Genomic DNA, 20282 nt, shown 5'->3' on the forward strand with positions numbered 1-20282 from the left:
CGCTGACATTGCGAGGAGTACCGCATGCCGCTCGTCCTTCTTCTTCGGCTCATGAACAAGCGTTTTCCGGTCATGCTCACGGCGGACGCGGACATCCGGCATGCCTCGGTGCTGGTCGCCACCGGACTCATCGAAGCCGAGTTCCATGTCGACAACTTCGGCTACCAGCGGTACGAAAGCGCCCAGGTCTTTGCCATCACGGACGAGGGGCACGCGGAGATCGCCACGCTCTGCGGCAATGGCGCCTCGGTGCACGAAGAACGCCCCCAATGGAGCGTCATGCCGCTCGATTACCTGCGCAGGATCGGCAACTCGACCTTTCCCCTGCACACCGAGGACCCGTCGGAGATCAACTCCGTGGCGGTTCTTGAAGCCGCCGGCATGGTGGAGGCCACCCTCCCCCCGATCTGCCGCGCCCGGCAGAAACTGCGCCAGGCCACCGTCCTGCGGGTCACGCCCCTGGGACGGACGGCGCTGGTGCCACGGCGGGGCTGAATCCGGGTTCGGATCGCACGGCGCGCCCGCCCTGGCGCGTCGGGGATCGGTGCGTCCGGCGCGCACGAACACCACCCCTCGCGTCCCCCTTGCCCCACACCTCCATGAATCGGGTACCCGTTTGCCGTGCGGCAGCCCCCGGCCGAGGGAAAGCGCCTCGTACAGCGATGAAAAAAGCCTGCCCACGACACAATTGAAACCAAGCGCAACAGACGTCACAGATCGCCCACAAGGTTCCTTTCGAGTACCAAAGAAGTAATGTGAAACCTTCACATACACCGCGTTATTGGCCCGAAGAAATGAACGCCAGGCTGTTACCACCGAACGTCGGCCCCTGCCGTGCATGAAACAGTTCATGCGAAGGATGTCTTGCCATGCGCGCCCCCGTCTCCGCCCCGAGCCTCGACAGCAGCCTGTCGACGGATGCGCTCATGGCCGCCCGCATGCGGCTGGTGCTGTCGATCTCGGCGGTGCTGGCCATGGCGGTCGATGCGGGGCCCACGCGGCAACCGGTGGCCAGCGCGGTCTGGCTGGCCTTTTGCGGATACCTCCTGCACAGCGTGCTGGTGCACGCCTGCACGCAGGGGGGCTGGCGCCATGTCCAGGGCAAGGCGGTCCACTGGTCCGACGTGATGTGGTTCACGCTGATCGTCTTCGTGACGGGCGGCGTGCACAGCCTGTTCTTCCTGTTCTATTTCTTCGCCATCCTGACCTCCTCGTTCCGCTGGGGCTTCGAGGAAGGCGCCCGCGTGACGATCGTCTCGGTCGCGTCGTTCGCCGCCTGCGGGCTCGGCACGAGCACGGGCGACGACGCGCCGCAGCTGCTGATGCGCACGACCTTCCTGCTGGCGCTGGGACACATGATCGTGCACTGGGGCGGCTCCAAGCTCATCCTGCAGCGGCGCCTGGCCCTGCTGGGTGACATCAGCCAGCTGTCGAACCCGCGCTTCGGCGCGGGCCGCACCATCGCCCGCACGATGGAAAAGACGCTGGCCTTCTTCAAGGCCAGCCATTGCATCCTCATGACGCGGGACACCGCCACCGGCAACTGGACCCTGCGCACGCTGCGCAAGGACGACAGCTGCGAGCACGTCGGCGTCGAGACGCTCGGCGGCATCGCCGAGTCGCCGCTGATGGCGCTCGAACACCCGCACACCGTGCTGAGCAACCGCCTGCCCTGGCCCCTGAACCACTTCTTTGCGCGCAGCCACATGCACGGCCCCGGCGCGATCGGCTGGCGCCCCGAGGGCCGCGACGGCGCCAAGCGCAGTGCCGCGGTGGCCGCCATGCTCGAGGCCCGCGCGTTCATCAGCGCCGCGCTGCCGCTGCGCCTGGGCGAGGGGCGCGTGTTCATCTCCTCGCGCAACGGCCACTTCAGCAAGTCCGACGCGCTGTTCCTCGCGCACCTCATGGAACAGATCTTCCCGGTCATCGAGACCATCGAGGTGCTCGACCGCATGGCCTCGGAAGCGGCCGCGACCGAGCGCCTGAAGATCTCGCTGGACCTGCACGACACCGCCGTGCAGCCCTACATCGGGTTGCGCATGGGCCTGTGCGCCCTGCGCAAGAAGGCCGCCGCGGACAACCCGCTGCTCGAGGACCTGGACAAGCTCGCCGAGGTGGCGAGCGGCGTGATCGCCGACCTGCGGCGCTTCGCGGGCGCGGTCAAGGCCGGCCCGGAAAGTTCGTGCGGCCTCGTGCTGCACCAGCTGTACAGCCAGGCCGCCCGCATCCAGGGGCTCTACGGCATCGAGATTTCGGTGAACGTCGAAGGCCACGTGCGCCTTGACGACCGCATGACCGCGGAGGTCCTGCAGATGGTGGGCGAAGGCCTGAACAACATCTGCAAGCACACGCAGGCCCGCCGCGGCAGCGTGCGCATCGGCTGCCGCAATGGCTGCCTGCACCTGCGCATCGAGAACGAAGGCGACGAAGAGAACTTCGCGCCCTTCCGGCCACGCTCCCTCAGCGACCGCGCAGCGGCGCTCGGAGGCCGCGCGCAGGTCAGCCGGTGCCGGGGCGGCGGCACCGAGGTGCTGATCGAAATCCCCATCTGAGCCCCAAAAAGCACGACAACAGTCCGAGGAGCCCCTCATGCAAACCGAAGCCCATCCCATCGGCGTCCTGCTGGTGGACGATCACCAGACCATGCTGTGGGGCCTGTCCCGGCTGATCGACGGCGAACAGCCGCGCATGAAGGTCGTCGCCACCGCCAGCTGCTGCGAAGAAGCCGTGGCGCACACGCAGAGCCTGGCCCCCGACGTCATCGTGCTCGACCTCGACCTGGACGGCCATTGCGCCCTCGACATCCTGCCGCAACTGCTGTCGAACGAAGTCTCGCGCGTGGTCGTGCTGACCGGCGAACGCGAGCAGCGCACGCTGGACCTGGCGGTGCTGCGCGGCGCGCGCGGCGTGATGCGCAAGGACGCCTCGGCCGAGCAGGTGCTCGATGCGATCGAGCGCGTGCACCACGGCGAGCTCTGCGTCGACGCCCCGACCATGGGCCGCGTGCTCTCGGAACTCACCTCGGTGAAGAAGCCGCCGAAAGCCGACCCCGAGTCCGTCAGGCAGGCCAGCCTGACCCAGAAGGAGCGCGACATCGTCCGCACCGTGGTGCACGGCAGCGGCGCCTCCAACAAGACGCTGGCCGGGCAGGCCTTCGTCACCGAGCACACGCTGCGCAACCATCTCACCTCGATCTACCAGAAGCTCGGCGTGACGAACCGGCTCGAGCTCTACATCTACGCCGTCAAGCACCACCTCGACGCCATGGCGCACTGACAGCGCCCTGCCCGCCCCGTCCTTCGGGGCGCCCACTGCGGGCCGCTCAGCGTCGGCGGCCCCTCCGGGACCCGCCATTTCCCCGCTTTTCCGATCCCCGCCTGCTGCGATCAGCTGACGTGCGGGAGCGCACCGCACTGGCAGAGAAGGAAAAGATTCGGCACCGTATTTCGTGCCACTTCAAAGAAATTGAATTTCAATTGAATTGAAAAATCATGATCAAGCGAGAGAATAAGCTCCAAAAATAAAAATCGGATAGCAGACAATTTGGTTAATAGAAGATTTCATTCAATTCAAATATCACCGGAATTTCAATAATCAAATTATTTCCTCGGTTTCAATTGGTTTTTTGAATATTTTATTTCACCAAACACCAAATACCCAATCAGAAATGAATTTCATATTTGATTAATTTCATTATTTTCAAAATTTCCTCGCATAAATAAACCCATTCCACTTTTCAATCAGCATTGCTCACTTGGCGAACAATGCGTCGTTTTCACGATCAGCCTCAAAAACATAGAAATTAGGTATATCGAACGTCATGGTTCAGGTAGTTCCATTTTGAAACACTCATGTCTTTCCACAAACAGGAGCAAAAGACCCGCGCAACCGTCCCGTCAAGTTCATAGGATTGCACAAGCCTCGGGCTGAATTGAATTTCAATTAAAACTCACAAAAAACATTCAATTCGGCACTTGCCTTTCATTTTTCTATTGAAAATGTATGAAACCCCAACCTGCTTTGCCGCCGATGGGGAAAGTGGCCCCGGAGCGCTCGATGGACGACCTTTGCGTCTCTCCGCCCACGCTCGCAACGACCGGCCTGCGTCGCTCACGCCAACCGGGGCAGGCACATGCTTGATCACCGGCTCATCAGCTCTGGCGAGAAGGCCTCCGTCGGCGTCTGCGCGCCCGCCGCGAGGCTGTGGCCGGACTTCCTGATCGGCCAGGAGAAATCGCCGGTGCGCGTGCTGCTCGTCGACGACGACGAGTACATGCGCCGGGTGATCGCCCAGGAGCTGCTGTCGGACCTGCGCATCCAGCTCGAAGGCCAGGCCGACAGCGTTCGCGAGGGACGCCGGCTGCTGACCACGCACACCTTCGACGTGCTGATGCTCGAGCTGCAGCTGGGCGACGAGATGGGCTTCGAGCTGATCACCGAGGCACGCCGCCTGCACCGCAGCAGCGAGGTCATCGTGATCTCCTCGCTCGAGGACGATGCCCACGTGCTGCGCGCCTTCGAACTGGGTGCCATGGGGTACCTCCTGAAGAACGCCTGGTTGCAAAGCTTCGCCGATGCCGTGCTGCACGTGGTGAACGGCGGGGCGGCGATCACGCCCCGACTCACGCGGCGCCTGCTGCACCGCCTGGACTACCACCCCCGCGAGCCGGTCGCCGACAAGGCGCCGTCGCCGCCGAGGCCGCCGTCGCGCGACATGACACTGACGCCGCGAGAGAGCGAGGTCCTGCGTTGCGTGGCCTCGGGTTACGTTTCCGCGGAGATCGGCGCCAAGCTCGGCATCACCGGCCAGACCGTCAATGTGCACATCAAGAGCATCTACAAGAAGCTGCATGTGCATTCGCGCGCCCAGGCGGTGAACTTCGCCGTTCATACGGGCCTGATCTGAAGGGCAACGACCCCATGACCCCGATCGATTGCCCCTTCGCCGCCGGATCGCGCCCTCGCCGCGCGCTCGACAGGCGGCCCTTCGTTCAGGCCATGCTTGTCGCGGCCTGGGCCACGCAGGTCATGTGCGCCGACCTGGCGATCGCGACGGAAGCGACGTCGGCCGCCGTTGCGGCGCACGAGAACCCGGATGGCGGCGTTGCGGACGGCGAAGTCGCAAGCGACGCGGCCGTGGTGACGGCCTCTCCCGACAATCCGGCGGCCACAACAGGTGATCCTGATCGTCCCGGCTCCGCCGTCTACAGCCCCTTCGCGAGCCCGCCACACGGCAATGAACGCCCTCCCGCTTTCGCTGCGGCGTCCCAAAAAAGCAATGGCGGTCATGCGGAAATGGCGCTGATCGCCCTGATTTCGGCCGGTGTCGCCGCGGTCGCTGTTTTTTTTTGGCTCTGGCGCGCGTAGTCAGGTTCTCGTCAGTTAATTTGTATGTGAGAAAGTTGCATTCCTGAAGATGGCCTCTCATAATTAGCACCTTCGTTTTCGAAGACAACCAATCGACCACCGGTTGCCGTCCGCTTACAAGCGGCAACGACTTTCGGCGCGCCGACCTAGATTCTTTTTGACAGGATCCATGGTGGGGGTATCGCATGAACAAGTGTCGAATCAAGGTCCGCATGAAATGCGGGCTTCATCTCCATGCCGGCATCGCGCCTGACCGGCATCGCGCAATGGATATTTGCTGCACCGCCCCGCTGCGGTGCCTGAGCGGCCGACGACGACCCTAGCCGCTCCCCAGGCGTGACCGCCACCGGGTCACGCGCTGCATCACTTCCTCGAAAAACCCGCGGCTGGCAATTCCAGGCGCGCGGTCACTCCTGAGCCACGCTACATGAGCCTTTTCGCCATGTAGGCGGGACCGGGGCTGCATTGAAAGTCGTTCGTCTTGAGGAGAATAGAAATGGCCACGCTGATCAGGTCCGATCTCGAATTCATTCTTCAACAAATTCTCATTGCGGAAGCACAAGCAGCGGGCGCGGACCCCGCCAGCCTGGTCCCGAACGCCTTTGCGCCCTTCGGCCTCAGGACGGTCGATGGGTCGTACAACAACCTGATGCCGGGCCAGAGCGACTACGGCTCCGCAGACAACCCGTTTCCGCAGCTGGTGCCGCAGACCTACAGCAACGAGCAGGACGACGCCTTCGCAGGGATCACCAACACGGACTACGGCAGCGCCGGGAACGTGGTCGATGCCGACCCGCGGCTGATCAGCAACCTGGTCGCCGACATGACCAGCAACAACCCCGCGGCGGTGAGCGCCTTCGTGGCCGCGGGCCTCGGAACGCTCGACGCAGCCGGCGTCCTGTACGACCTCCAGGGCGTCGTCATTCCCCCCGGCACGCTGCTGGAGATTCCGAACACCACGCCCGACGAAGGCCTCTCGGCGCCCTTCAATTCATGGTTCACCTTCTTCGGCCAGTTCTTCGACCACGGACTCGACCTGGTCAACAAGAGCAGCACCGAGATGATCTTCATGCCGCTGCAGCCGGACGATCCGCTGTTCAGTACGGCCCCCGGCGCCCCCAATTTCATGATCCTGTCGCGCGCCACGCGCGATGCGAACGGCGACCAGACCAACCAGACCACGCCCTTCGTCGACCAGAACCAGACCTACACCTCGCATCCCTCGCACCAGGTGTTCCTGCGCGAGTACGTGCTCGACGCCAACGGCCGTCCGGTGGCCACGGGCAGCCTGCTCGATGGCGCCGACGGCGGCCTTGCCAACTGGGCCCAGGTCAAGGCGCAGGCGCTGATGCTCGGCATCCAGCTCGACGACGCCGACGTGCTGGACCTGCCCCTCTTGGCGACGGACCAGTTCGGCAAGTTCATCCCCGATCCCGTGACCGGCTTCGCGCAGATCGTGCTGCGAGCCGCCGACGTCGGCGGGCCGCTGGACCCGGACGGCAACGGGCTCGCCTCGGGCACGCCCGGCGCGCCCCTCGATGCCAGCGTGGGCGTTCGCACCGGCCATGCTTTCCTGAACGACATCGCGCATGCCGCGGCGCCCGTGTTCGTGGGCGGCGTGCTGGCGCCCGACAGCGACTCGGCCGTCGGCCTCTCGGAACCCGGCACCTATGACAACGAGCTGCTGGACCGTCACTTCATCACCGGCGACGGCCGCGGCAACGAGAACATCGCCCTGACCTCCGTCCACCACGTCTTCCACTCCGAGCACAACCGGCAGGCCGAAGAGATCAAGGCCACCGTCCTGGCCACCGGCGACGCTGCGTTCATCGCCTCATGGCAGCTGCCCGACGGCTCATGGAACGGCGAGCGCATCTTCCAGGCCGCGCGCTTCGCAACGGAGATGCAGTACCAGCACCTGGTGTTCGAAGAGTTCGCGCGCAAGATGCAGCCGGCCGTCGACGAGTTCCTGGCCGAAACCAACTACCAGACGACGATCAATCCGGCGATCGTCGCCGAGTTCGCACACGCGGTGTTCCGCGTCGGCCACACGATGCTGACCGAGACCGTGGACCGGCTGGACCCCAATTTCCTGTCGAGCGATCTCGCGCTGGTCGATGCCTTCCTCAACCCGATCGGGTTCAACAACGACGGCGCACTGACGCCGGAGCAGGCGGCCGGCGCCATCGTGCGCGGCATGACCCGGCAGGTGGGCAATGAGATCGACGAGTTCGTCACCGACGCGGTGCGCAACCAGCTCCTGGGCCTGCCGCTGGACCTCGCCGCCATCAACATCGCGCGCGGCCGGGACACCGGCATTCCCACGCTCAACGAAGCGCGCCGGGAGTTCTACACCTCGACCGCGGACCCGCAGCTCAAGCCCTATACGAGCTGGGTCGACCTCACGCAGCATCTCAAGCACGAGGCCTCCGTCATCAACTTCATTGCGGCGTACGGCACGCATGGCGCGCTGACCGCCGCGGACGTCGACACGATGGCCGAGAAGCGGGCCGTGGCGGCCGCACTCGTCTTCGGCGGCACCGTGGTTCTCAACGCCGGTACGGCCGCGGAGCGCAGCTTCGTTGCAGACGAAGCAGACAGGCTCGCCTTCCTGAACAGCACGGGCATCTACGCGATGGTCGGCGGTGTCACCACCACGGGCGTGGACGACATCGACCTGTGGATCGGCGGCCTGGCCGAAGAGCAGATGCCCTTCGGCGGCCTGCTGGGTTCGACCTTCAACTTCGTCTTCGAGTCGCAGATGGAGGCGCTGCAGAACGGCGACCGCTTCTATTACCTCTCCCGTCTGGCCGGCCTCAACTTCCTCACCGAACTGGAGAACAACACCTTCGCCAAGCTGGTGATGCTCAACACCGACGCGACGCACCTGCCGGCCGACATCTTCTCGACCCCGGGCCTGATCCTCGAAGTCGACCCGCTGCGCCAGTTCACCGGCATCGGCGTGGACGGCCACGGCGACCCGACCGAGGGCGGCACCGAACTCACCCCGCTGGTGATCCGTGACGATCCCACGACCGCGGGCGTGGAGACCACCTACCTGCGCTACACGGGCGACGAACACGTCGTGCTCGGCGGCACCGCCGGCAACGACACCCTGATCGCCAGCATCGGCGACGACACCATCTACGGCGACGGCGGCAACGACCGCATCGAGTCCGGCGACGGCAACGACCAGGTCGAGGGCGGCGCGGGCGACGACATCATCACGGACCGCGGCGGCGACGACGTGCTCAAGGGCAACGAGGGCAACGACGTCATCCACGGCGGCAACGGCGCGAACCTCATCATCGGCGGGGACGGCAGCGACTTCATCATCACCGGCGAGGACGTTTCCGAAGTCTTTGCCGGCCAGGGCAACGACTTCGTCCTGGGCAGCAAGGGCAACCTGCCGACATTCGGCAACGAGGGCCACGACTGGATCGAGCTGGGAACCCAGGACGGCACCACGGGCGACAGCTTCGACCCGCTCGTGCAAGACAGCGTCATCGGCAACGACGTCCTGATCTCCGGCGGCGGTTTCGACGAGCTGATCGGCGAAGGCGGTGACGACATCTTCACCGGCTCCGACGGCGAAGACCACTTCGACGGCGGCTCCGGCTTCGACTGGGCCAGCTACAAGTTCGACAAGTACGGCGTGACCGCCGACATGATCGTCAACGACTTCGTGGTGCCCCCGGTGGTCAACTCGAACGCCGCGATGATGGACCGCTTCGCCTTCACCGAAGGCCTGTCGGGATCGGCTTTCGCCGACTTCCTGCGCGGCGACGACGCCGACGCCGTCGAGATCCTGCAGGCCGGCTGGACCGGCAGCGTGCTCACCAACATCGCGCTGATCGACGGCCTGCAAGGCCTGCTGCCCGCGGGCATGACCTCGTTCGGCGAGGGCAACATCATCCTGGGCGGCGACGGCAGCGACCTCATCGAGGGCCGCGGCGGCAACGACATCATCGATGGCGACGCCTGGCTCAACGTGCGCATCGCCGTCTCGGGCGTGCCCGGCCTCACCAGCGTCGACAGCCTGAAGGAGCTGGTGCCGCGCATGCTCTCGGGCGAGATCAACCCGGGCCAGCTCAGCATCGTGCGCGAGATCCTGATGTCCGACAGCGCCGACTACGACACCGCGATGTTCTCCGGGCTGCGCGCCAACTACACCGTCACCACCGGTGCCGACGGCCGCACCACCGTCACCGACAACGTCGGCACCGACGGCACCGACATCCTGCGCAACATCGAGCGGCTGCAGTTCTCCGACACCGTCCAGCTGCTGTCCGGCAGCAACAACGCACCGGGCGGCTCGGTCACGATCAGCGACGACACGCCGCAGATCAACCAGCTCCTGAGCGTGTCGGCCGCCCTCACCGATGCGGACAATCCTGGCGGCACCGTCACCGGGCCGATCAGCTACACGTGGCAGTACGAGGCCGACCCGGTGCGCGCGCCGGGCGTGTTCCGCGACATCATCGACCTGGGCGGCGGCCAGCCCGCCACGGTGAACGGCACGACCTTCCGGGTCACCGCACCCTTCGACGGCCTGGCCATCCGGGTGCGGGCCGTGTACCGCGATGCCGACGGCGTGCTGGAAACCGTGTACTCCACGCCCACCGCGGCGGTCACCGGCGTGGCGGCCGTCGTGCCGCCGGCGCCGCCGCCCTCCTCCGCGCTGGTCGACAGCGCGGGCGTGCGCTTCCTGCAGTCCGACCTGCAGTTCATCCTGGAGCAGATCAAGATCTCGGAGCGGCACGCGAGCGGCGAGGCGCTGACTGACATCCTGGACAACGCGCGCGCACCGCTGGGCCTGCGCACGGTGGACGGCTCCTACAACAACCTGGTGCAGGGCCAGTCCGGCTTTGGCGCGGCGGACCAGGTGTTCCCGCGCCTGGTCGATCCGGTGTTCCGCAACGACCAGGACGGTGACAGCATCAACCTCGGCCCGGGGGGCACGCTCACCAACACGGACTACGGCCCCAGTGGCAATGTGGTGGACGCCGACCCGCGCATCATCAGCAACCTGATCGTCGACATGACGAGCAACAACCCGGCGGCGGTGAGCGCATTCGTCGACGCGGGCCTGGGCACGCTGGTGGACGGTGTCCTGTACGACCTGGACGGCGTGGCGATTCCCGTCGGCACCCTGCTGGTCATTCCGAACACCGCACCGGACGAAGGCCTGTCGGCGCCGTTCAACGCCTTCATGACCTTCTTCGGCCAGTTCTTCGACCACGGCCTGGACCTCGTGGCCAAGGGCGGCAACGGCACCATCTTCGTCCCGCTGCAGCCCGACGATCCGCTCTATGTGTCGGGCAGCAACAGCAACTTCCTGGTGCTGACGCGCGCCACCCAGGTTGCCGGACCCGGCGCCGACGGCGTCATGGGCACCGCGGACGACACCACGCACGAGGCCACGAACCTCACGACGCCGTTCATCGACCAGAACCAGACCTACACCTCGCACCCCTCGCACCAGGTCTTCCTGCGCGCCTATGAGTTCAACGCCGAAGGCAAGCCGGTCGCCACCGGGCGGCTGATCACCAACCGCGACCTCGGTGCCGACGGCCTCTTCGGCACGGCCGACGACATCGAGCTGGGCGGCATGGCCACCTGGGCGGTGGTCAAGGCGCAGGCGCGCGACCTGCTGGGCATCGCGCTGGACAATGCCGACGCGCTCAACCTGCCGCTGCTGGCAGCCGACGAGTACGGCAACTTCATTCCCGACCCGGTGACCGGCTTCGCGCAGATCGTGCTGCAGGCCGGCGGCACGCTGGCCTCGGGCTCGCCGGGCGCGCCGATCGATGCAAGCCTGGCCGTGCGCACGGGCCACGTGTTCCTGGCCGACATCGCCCACACCGCCAACCCGGTGAACAGCCAAGGCGTCGCGCTGACGGCCGATGCCGACGACCAGATCGGCGGCACACCGGCCGCGGGCTTCTACGACGACGAACTGCTCGATGCGCACTACATCGCCGGCGACGGCCGGGTCAACGAGAACATCGCGCTGACCAGCATTCACCATGTGTTCCACGCCGAGCACAACCGGCTGGTCGAACACACCAAGGCGGTGATCATGGCGTCGGGCGACGCGGCCTTCATTGCCGAATGGCACCTGCCCGACGGTTCGTGGGACGGCGAGCGCCTGTTCCAGGCGGCCCGCTTCGGCACCGAGATGCAGTACCAGCACCTGGTGTTCGAGGAGTTCGCGCGCAAGGTGCAGCCGCAGATCGACATCTTCTTTGCCGCCACCCAGGTCTACGACACCGAGATCGATCCGTCGATCGTCGCCGAGTTCGCCCACACGGTGTACCGCTTCGGCCACTCGATGCTGACGGAGACGGTGGACCGCTTCGACGTCGACTTCAACGTGATCGGCGGCACGGCCGACCCCACGCAGCAGCTCGGGCTGATCGAGGCCTTCCTCAATCCGCTCGCGTTCGCCGCCAGCGGCATCACGGCGGATGAAGCGGCCGGCGCGCTCGCGCGCGGCCTCACGCGGCAACAGGGCAACGAGATCGACGAGTTCGTGACCGAGGCCCTGCGCAACAACCTGCTCGGCCTGCCGCTCGACCTGGCGACGATCAACATCGTGCGCGGGCGCGACACCGGCGTGCCGACACTCAACGCCGCGCGGCGCGACTTCTACGGCGTGACCGGCGACAGCCAGCTCAAGCCCTACGCGAACTGGGTCGACTTCATGCAGCACATCAAGCATGAGGCCTCAGTGGTCAACTTCATTGCGGCCTACGGCGTGCACGCCAGCCTGGCCGCCGCCGACACCCTGATCGAGAAGCGCGCGGCGGCGGTGGCGCTGGTCTATGGCGGCATCGGTGCGCCGGAGGACCGGCTCGACTTCCTGTACGGACGCAATGCCTACGCGGACGAAGCCGGCATCACGACCACCGGCGTCGACGACATCGACCTGTGGATCGGCGGCCTGGCCGAAAAGCAGATGCCGTTCGGCGGCCTGCTGGGCTCGACCTTCAATTTCGTCTTCGAGGAGCAGATGGAGAAGCTGCAGGACGGCGACCGCTTCTACTACCTGGAGCGCACGCAGGGCCTGAACTTCCTCACCGAGCTGGAGAACAACTCCTTCGCCCGGCTGGTGATGGCCAACACCGATGTCGAGCACCTGCCCGGCGACATCTTCACGACGCCGGGGTTCACGCTGGAGGTGGACCCGTCCCGGCAGTTCACGGGCCTGGGGCTCGACGGGCGCGACGATCCGACGGCCGAAGGCAGCTTGACGCCGCTGGTGCTGCGCAACAACCCCGGCACCGAAGCGGCCGATCCGAACTACCTGCAGTACAGCGGCGAGGACCACGTCGTTCTGGGCGGTACCGCAGGCAACGACACCATCATTTCCAGCATCGGCGACGACACGCTGTGGGGCGACGCCGGCAATGACCGGCTCGAAGGCGGGGACGGCAACGACTTCGTCTTCGGCGGGGCCGGCGACGACATCATGACGGACCTGGGTGGCGACGACAACATGCAGGGCGGCGACGGCAACGACGCCATCCACGGCGGCAACGGCATCAACCTGATCCTGGGCGGCCACGGCAACGACTTCATCGTCACCGGCGAAGACCCGTCCGAGGCGTTCGGCGGCACGGGCAACGACTTCATCCTCGGCGCCCGCGGCAACGAGTTCGTGTTCGGCAACGAAGGCGACGACTGGATCGAGAAAGGCATGGCCGACGGCAGCGCCGGCGAGAACTTCGACGCCTTCGCCCGCGACCAGGTGGTGGGCCACGACGTCTTCATCGGCAACTCGATCTCCGACCGGATGGACGGCGAAGGCGGCGACGACATCATGTTCGGCAACGGCGGCCAGGTGGACCGCTACGAAGGCGGCTCCGGCTTCGACTGGGCCGGGTTCAAGGACGACGCCTTCGGCGTCACGGCCGACCTGTTCCTTCGCGCCTTCGACGAGACGCCCGTGCCGATCTCGAACGCGACCGTGCTGGCGCGGTTCACTTCGGTCGAGGGCATGTCGGGCTCGGCGCATGCCGACGTCCTGCGCGGCGACGACAACGATGCGGCCGCGATGGCGCTGTCGGGCACCACCGGCAGCGTGCTGACCCACATCGAACTCATCGATGGCCTGCAGGGGCTCCTGGACCAGGTGCTCGGTGTCGGCATGGAGATGGACGGACCGGTGACTTCGTTCGCCGGCAACATCATCCTGGGCGGCGGCGGCAGCGACCTGCTGGAGGGCCGCGGCGGCAACGACATCATCGACGGCGATGCCTGGCTGAACGTGCGCATCAGCGTGCGGGAGAACGCCGACGGAACGGGCGCCGAGATCGCGAGCTATGACACCATGACCGACCTCGAGCTGCAGGGGCGCGTCTTCGACGGCACCTACAACCCGGGTCAACTCACCATTGCCCGCGAGATCCTGATGTCGGATGCGCCGGACTTCGACACGGCCGTCTTCTCGGACGTCTTCGGCAACTACGAGATCACCTTCCTCGAAAACGATGTCTGGCGCATCAGCCATGTCGTGGACGGCGTGGCCGGCGCCGACGGCATCGACGTGGTGCGCAACATCGAGCGCCTGCAGTTCTCCGATGGCGCGGCGTTCATTGCGGAAGAAGGCTTCAACCTCGATCCCGAAGGCCAGCTGACCCTCAGCGACACCACGCCCACCCTGGGCGCGACCCTCACCGTGTCGGCACTGGGCGTGACCGATCCGGACAACGTCAGCGCGACCAACCCCGACGGTGCGATCACCGGCCCCATCGCCTACTTCTGGCAGGCCGAGGTCCGCCCCGGCATCTTCGAGGACATCCTGATCGAGAACGCCGGCGGCGAGGTGGCCCGGGCCACGGGCACGAGCTTCACGCCGCGGACCTTCGAGCTCGGCCTGGCGCTGCGCGTGCGGGCGGTCTACAAGGATGCCAACGACGTGCTGGAGAACGTGTACTCCGCCACGACCGCGCCGCTGGCCCTCAACGCCGCGGCCACCGGGCAGCCGACGATCAGCGACACCACGCCGACCGAAGGCCAGCTGCTGACGGCATCGACCCTCGGCATCAGCGACGTGGACGGGCTGACGGGCGCCGTCTTCAGCTACCAGTGGGAACAGGCCGTCAACACGGGCGTCGGCGGCGGCGCCGCCGGGTTCACGCCCATCGCGGGCGCCACCCTGGCGACCTTCACGCCGGGCGCCGACCAGGTCAACCGCGAACTGCGCCTGACGGTGAGCTTCACGGACGATGCGGGCGCGCTCGAGACGGTGCGCTCCGCGGCCACCGTGGTCACGGGCGACTTCATCGCGGCCAACAACGCCGCCCAGGTCCTCACGGGCACTGAAGGCCAGGACGTGATCTTCGGCGGCGGCGGCGCGGACGCCATCAACGGCCTCGGCCAGGACGACCTCATCGACGGCGGCGCGGGCAGCGACAGCATCGCCGGCGGCGCCGGCAACGACACCATCAACTACACGATGGGCGAAGGCACGGACACCGTCGACGGCGGCGCGGGGCTGGACACCCTGAACGTCATCGGAACGGCCGCGGCCGACGCGCTCGCGGTGAGCTACAACGGCACCGCGCTCACGGTGGTGGCCGGCGGCACGGTGAGCAATGTCGAATCGGTCACGACCGATCTGCTGGCCGGCGTCGACACGCTGACCTACACGAGCGCCGCGGCCATCTCGGTGAACCTCACGGCCGGAACGGCCTCGGGCTTCACCTCGATCGCCGGCATCGAGAACGTGACGACAGGCGGCGGCGCCGACGTGCTCGTGGGCAATGCGCTGGCCAACGTGCTCAACGGCGGCGGCGGCGACGACCGCTTCGTCGCGACGGTGAACGACGGCAACGACAGCTACACCGGCGGCGGCGGCACCGATACGCTGGACCTGTCCGCGGTTTCCGCGGGCGTGACGATCACCCCGACGACCGCCACGGGCGCGCAGACGGGCACCGATGCGCTGTCTTCCATCGAGAACTTCATCGGCAGCCAGGGCGCTGACAGCATCGTCGTCAACGGCGGCGCGAACGTGATCGACGGCCAGGGCGGCAACGACGTCATCGACGCCGGCGGCGGCAACGACACCGTGACGGGTGGCGAGGGCAACGACACGCTCACCGGCGGCGCCGGCAACGACACGGTCGACGGCGGCGCGGGAGACGACCTCTTCCACTACCTCGTCGGCGACGGCGCCGACACGATCAACGGCGGCGCGGGTACCAACGACCGGCTGAACATCGCCGGCACGGCGCTGGGCCAGACGCTCGCGGTGGTGCTGACGGGAACGGCGATCGCGTCCCTGGCGGGCGGCACCGTCACCGGCATCGAGGCGGTCACGGCCGACCTCCAGGGCGGCGTCGACACCCTGAGCTACGGTGCCACGACCACGGCCGTCACCGTGAACCTGGCCACCGGCACGGCCACGGGCTTCGAATCGGTGGCGAACATCGAGAACGTGACCGGTGGCGCCGGCAACGACACGCTGACCGGCAACACCGGTGCCAACGCACTGAACGGCGGTGGCGGCGACGACCGCTTCGTCGCGACGATCGGCGACGGCAACGACAGCTATGTCGGCGGGGCCGGCGTGGACACCTACGACCTGTCGGCCACCACGGCCGGCGCGACGGTGACGGTCAACCTCGCCACGAGCGCGCAGATCGGCTCCGACACGCTCAACACGATGGAGAACATCATCGGCAGCCAGGGCAACGACATCATCGTCGTCAATGGCGGCGCGAACTTCATCGACGGCCAGGGCGGCAACGACACCATCAGTGCCGGCGCCGGCGACGACATCGTGCTGGGTGGCTCGGGCAACGACACCATCAACGGCCAGGCGGGCGACGACAGGCTCACGGGCGGGCTGGACAGCGACACGGTGGACGGCGATGCGGGCGCAGACACCTTCATCGCCACGGTGGGCGACGGCAACGACAGCTACGCCGGCGGCATCGGCAACGACACCTACGACCTGTCCGCCACCTCGGCCGGTGCGACGGTCACGCCGACCTCCGCCACCAGCGCCGAGACCGGCACCGACACGCTGAGCTCGGTGGAGAACGTGATCGGCAGCCAGGGCAACGACAACATCAGCTTCGCGCCCGTGGCCCTCCTGAATTCCGCGAACGTGGTGGATGGCGGTGGCGGCAACGACACCCTCAGCACCGGAGCGGGCGCGGACCGGCTGACCGGCGGCACGGGCAACGACACCATGGACGGCGGAACGGGAGACGACGTCTTCGTGTTCGCGCCGGGGTTCGGCAACGACACGATCCTCGGCTTCGATGCCAGCGGGAACCTGCTCAACGGGCAGGACCGGCTGAACATCTCCGCGATGGGGATCAACGCCGGCAACTTTGCCGCCAACGTGTCCATCACCGACCTGGGCGCCGACACGCTGGTCGAGTTCGACGGCCTGGAAAGCATCCTGCTGATGGGCGTGAACGGGGTGGGAACGAACACCATCACGCAGGCCGACTTCGTGCTGTCGACATGAGCACCGCCAACCTTTCAACGACCTTGACCACGGAGAACGACATGGACGAGAAAAACAACGCAAGCCCGCAGCAGGCCCCTCGTTCCATCTCCGACCCGCGCGAGGTGGCGACGTTGATCATGTCGCGCATCGGCATGGTCAACGCGAAGAAGGACGAGCTGAGCGTCGCCATCCAGGGCCTGTGCGACGCGACCCAGCAGCTGTCGCGCGCCTACTCGGCGCAGATGGTGACCATCGACCGGCTGGTGCGGCGGGTGAAGTCGCTGGAAGCCGCGGCGCAGGCCGCGGCCCAGGACCCGCAGGTCAACTGAGCAACGCCCCACAGAACCACAGGAGACGCACATGAAAACCCTGTGGATGGAACTGCGACCGCTGCTGCTGTACATCGCGGCGTTCTCCTTCTTCATCAACCTGCTGTTCCTGGTGCCCGCGTTCTTCACCCTGCAGGTGTTCGACCGGGTCATCTCGACCAGCAGCCATGAAACGCTGCTGGTGCTGCTCGCCGGGACCGGCGTGGCGCTGCTGATCCTGCTGCTGCTGGACTACGTGCGGACGCGGCTGCAGAACGTGGTGGGGATCATGGTGGACGAGCGACTGTCTCCGCCGGTGGTCTGCGCCATCGTGGAGCGCGCCGCCCGCACGCCGACCGGCATGCGCACGGAAGGCATCCGCGATGTGGCCGCGCTGCGCGCCGTGTTTTCCGCCAACGGGCTGATCGCGGTGTTCGACGCGCCGTGGGTGTTCGTGTACGTGTTCGTGATCTGGATGTTCCACCCCGCGCTCGGCCTGGGCGCGGCGTTCTCCGCGGTCCTCATGCTGGGCCTGGCCTGGCTCAACGACCGCATCAGCCGCAAGTCGCTGGAGAACCTGCAGAACGAAGGACGCCGCGCGGCGCAATACGTCGAGAGTTCGCTGCGCAACGCCGAAGTGCTGCAGGCCCTGGGAATGACCAAGCGCCTGCTGGTGCGCTGGAGGGCCTTGCAGGACCAGATCGCCGCCATGCAGACCAGCGCCAGCCGCAGCACCGTGGCGTTCACCGCCGGGACCAAGGCCGCGCGCCAGGCCATCCAGATTCTCATGCTGGCCCTGGGCGCGTACCTGGTGCTGAGCCAGCAGGCTTCCGCCGGCGTGATGATCGCCACCAGCATCCTGCTGGGCCGCGCGGTGCAGCCGGTGGAGCAGCTCGTGGGCAGCTGGCGCACGCTGATCGAAGCGCGGGCGGCCTACGGGCGCCTGCAGGAACTGTCGAAGGACTTCGAGCGCACCGAGCCGCATGTCGCCATGCCGCGCCCCGAAGGACGCCTGAGCGCGGAGAACATCTCGTACCGCGCGGCCGGCTCGGAGACCCTGGTGCTCTCGAACATCGTCTTCGCGCTGGCGCCGGGCGAGGCCCTGGCCATCGTCGGCCCGAGCGCGGCCGGCAAGTCGACCCTCGCGCGCGTGCTCACGGGCGTGTGGCGCCCCAGCAGCGGCAAGGTCCGCCTGGACGGTGCCGACGTGTCGTACTGGCCGCGCGAAGAGCTGGGCCCCTACATCGGCTACGTGCCCCAGGACGTCGAGCTCTTCGACGGCAGCGTGGCGGACAACATCGCGCGCCTGGACAAGGTGGACTCCGAAGCGGTGGTTGCCGCCGCCGTGCGCGCCAATGCGCACGACATGATCCTGACCCTCCCGAAAGGCTACGACACGCCGGTGGGCGAACACGGCTCGCGGTTGTCTCCGGGCCAGCGCCAGCGCATCGCGCTCGCCCGCGCGCTGTACGGCAACCCGCAGCTGGTGATCCTGGACGAGCCGAACTCCAACCTCGACGGCGCGGGAGAAGTCGCACTCGCCCAGGCGATGAGCGGCCTGCGCCAGGCGGGCGTGACCTCGGTCGTCGTCACCCACCGCCCGTCGCTGATCGCCCACGTCGACAAGATCCTGGTGCTCGCCGCGGGCCGCATCCAGCAGTTCGGCCCGGCGAGCGAGGTGATGCGCGACATGCAGCGCCAGGCCCAGGCGATCGTGGACCAGAAGGCCGCCTGAGCGCCGCGCCGCCGTTGCGAACAAGGACCCTGCACCATGAGCACCGCCACACTCCCGATGCCTCCCGTTGCCGCCCCACGCAGCAGCCGGGAACATGCACGACGCCTCGCGCGAAGCGGATGCTGGGTCATCCTCGGCGCGATCCTGCCCCTGGGCCTGTGGATGGGCCTCGCCCCGCTCTCGATGGCGGTGGTGGCCCCCGCGTTCGTCAAGGTGGACCTCAACCGCCGTCCGGTGCAGCACCTGGAAGGCGGCACCGTGCGCGAAGTCATGGTGCGCGACGGCCAGCATGTGAACGCCGGCGATCCGATCCTGGTCCTGGGCGACGTGCGCGTGGACGCCGACCGCAACCGCCTGAGCTATCGCGTCCATCTGGAGCGTGCCATGCTGGTGCGCCTGGAGGCCGAGCAGTCCGTCGCCAAGACGCTCGCCTTCCCCGAAGACCTGCTGCGCGCGGCCCGGCAGGACGATCGCATCGGCCAGGCCCTGCTCAAGGAGACGGCGCTGTTCCAGGCCCAGCGCCATTCGCTGGACAGCGCGGCCTCGCTCATGAGAACGCAGCGCGATCGCGTGCAGCAGGAAATCGTTGCCGTGCATGCGCAGATCGCGCAGGCGCAGAACTCGCTCGTCCTGCAGCGGCAGGACCTGGAGGCCAACCGCGGCCTGATCCAGGAAGGCTTCATTTCGTCGAGCCGGATCTCCCAGCTCGAATCGGTGGTGATGGAGTACGCGGCCAAGCTCGAAGAGCGGCGCACGGAACTGGCGCGCGCCGCCCAGCGCCTGGTGGAGATCGACCTGAAGATCCAGTCGATCCGCAACGACTACGTGAAGGCCGCGAGCGACCAGCTCAAGGCCACCACCCAGCGCCTGGGCGAGATCGAGCAGGAGCAGCGCAAGTCGAACGACGCGGCGCAGCGGCAGGTCGTCGTGGCCCCGGCCAGCGGCGAAGTGATCGACCTGAAGTTCACCTCGCCCGGCGCGGTGGTCGGGCCCGGAGAGGCGATCGCGGACATCGTGCCCAGCGACGCCCAGCTGATGATCGAGGCGCGCATCCGTCCGGAAGACATCAGCAACGTGCACCTCAACCAGCGCGCGCGGGTGAAGTTCACCGCCTTCAAGTACCGCAACACCTCGATGGTCACGGGCAAGGTGACCTATGTCGCCGGCGACCGGCTGATCGAGCGCCAGACCAACCTGCCCTACTACAGCGTGATGATCCTGGCCGACGCCGAGTCGCTCAGGGCCATCGGCGACTTCAAGCTCCAGGCGGGCATGCCCGCCGAGGTCTACATCGCGGGCGTCTCGCAGACCGCGCTGCAGTACGTCATCGAGCCCATCACCTCCACCATCCGCCGATCGGGACGGCAGATGTAGCGGGGCTGTTCTCTGTCAACGAGGG

Annotated in this window: 9 protein-coding genes; all 9 read left to right on the plus strand. The window is 66.9% G+C overall.

Translation table 11 applies throughout. The annotated features are described in order from the left end of the window. Positions 1 to 24: 24 nt before the first annotated feature. The 9 genes from AC07SQ_RS27775 to AC07SQ_RS27815 all read left to right on the plus strand — a co-directional run bounded on the left by AC07SQ_RS27775 (position 25) and on the right by AC07SQ_RS27815 (position 20257). Complete coding sequence (locus tag AC07SQ_RS27775; RefSeq protein ID WP_062470870.1) at positions 25 to 495, plus strand: hypothetical protein; 471 nt, start codon at positions 25 to 27, stop codon at positions 493 to 495. A gap of 374 nt (positions 496 to 869) precedes the next feature. After that, positions 870 to 2552, plus strand: a complete 1683-nt coding sequence (locus tag AC07SQ_RS27780) for a sensor histidine kinase (RefSeq protein ID WP_095950011.1) — start codon at positions 870 to 872, stop codon at positions 2550 to 2552. Positions 2553 to 2589: 37 nt separating this feature from the next. Further along, positions 2590 to 3276, plus strand: coding sequence for a response regulator (locus AC07SQ_RS27785; RefSeq protein ID WP_095950012.1), 687 nt, complete (start codon positions 2590 to 2592; stop codon positions 3274 to 3276). Between the two features lie 856 nt (positions 3277 to 4132). Beyond that, positions 4133 to 4906: a LuxR C-terminal-related transcriptional regulator gene (locus AC07SQ_RS27790; RefSeq protein ID WP_095744458.1), complete on the plus strand. Its 774-nt coding sequence runs from the start codon at positions 4133 to 4135 to the stop codon at positions 4904 to 4906. Between the two features lie 14 nt (positions 4907 to 4920). Next, the gene (locus tag AC07SQ_RS27795) at positions 4921 to 5367 is read left to right on the plus strand and encodes a hypothetical protein (RefSeq protein WP_495273566.1); all 447 of its coding nucleotides are present in this window, start codon (positions 4921 to 4923) and stop codon (positions 5365 to 5367) included. A 496-nt stretch (positions 5368 to 5863) separates the two neighbouring features. Next, positions 5864 to 16858, plus strand: coding sequence for a peroxidase family protein (locus AC07SQ_RS27800; RefSeq protein WP_495273567.1), 10995 nt, complete (start codon positions 5864 to 5866; stop codon positions 16856 to 16858). A 41-nt stretch (positions 16859 to 16899) separates the two neighbouring features. Beyond that, a complete protein-coding gene (locus AC07SQ_RS27805; protein WP_143599160.1) occupies positions 16900 to 17169 on the plus strand; it encodes a hypothetical protein in 270 nt (89 codons plus the stop codon). A gap of 31 nt (positions 17170 to 17200) precedes the next feature. After that, positions 17201 to 18883, plus strand: coding sequence for a type I secretion system permease/ATPase (locus AC07SQ_RS27810; RefSeq protein WP_495273568.1), 1683 nt, complete (start codon positions 17201 to 17203; stop codon positions 18881 to 18883). 36 nt (positions 18884 to 18919) lie between these two features. Continuing rightward, positions 18920 to 20257: an HlyD family type I secretion periplasmic adaptor subunit gene (locus tag AC07SQ_RS27815; protein ID WP_070059823.1), complete on the plus strand. Its 1338-nt coding sequence runs from the start codon at positions 18920 to 18922 to the stop codon at positions 20255 to 20257. Positions 20258 to 20282: the final 25 nt, after the last annotated feature.

The sequence above is a fragment of the Variovorax sp. GW821-FHT06D12 genome (genome assembly GCF_059419205.1).

Bases quoted from the DNA above. Each gene is read 5' to 3' on its own strand.
- AC07SQ_RS27775 (WP_062470870.1), top strand. From the start codon at position 25: ATGCCGCTCGTCCTTCTTCTTCGGCTCATGAACAAGCGTTTTCCGGTC.
- AC07SQ_RS27780 (WP_095950011.1), top strand. From the start codon at position 870: ATGCGCGCCCCCGTCTCCGCCCCGAGCCTCGACAGCAGCCTGTCGACG.
- AC07SQ_RS27785 (WP_095950012.1), top strand. From the start codon at position 2,590: ATGCAAACCGAAGCCCATCCCATCGGCGTCCTGCTGGTGGACGATCAC.
- AC07SQ_RS27790 (WP_095744458.1), top strand. From the start codon at position 4,133: ATGCTTGATCACCGGCTCATCAGCTCTGGCGAGAAGGCCTCCGTCGGC.
- AC07SQ_RS27795 (WP_495273566.1), top strand. From the start codon at position 4,921: ATGACCCCGATCGATTGCCCCTTCGCCGCCGGATCGCGCCCTCGCCGC.
- AC07SQ_RS27800 (WP_495273567.1), top strand. From the start codon at position 5,864: ATGGCCACGCTGATCAGGTCCGATCTCGAATTCATTCTTCAACAAATT.
- AC07SQ_RS27805 (WP_143599160.1), top strand. From the start codon at position 16,900: ATGGACGAGAAAAACAACGCAAGCCCGCAGCAGGCCCCTCGTTCCATC.
- AC07SQ_RS27810 (WP_495273568.1), top strand. From the start codon at position 17,201: ATGAAAACCCTGTGGATGGAACTGCGACCGCTGCTGCTGTACATCGCG.
- AC07SQ_RS27815 (WP_070059823.1), top strand. From the start codon at position 18,920: ATGAGCACCGCCACACTCCCGATGCCTCCCGTTGCCGCCCCACGCAGC.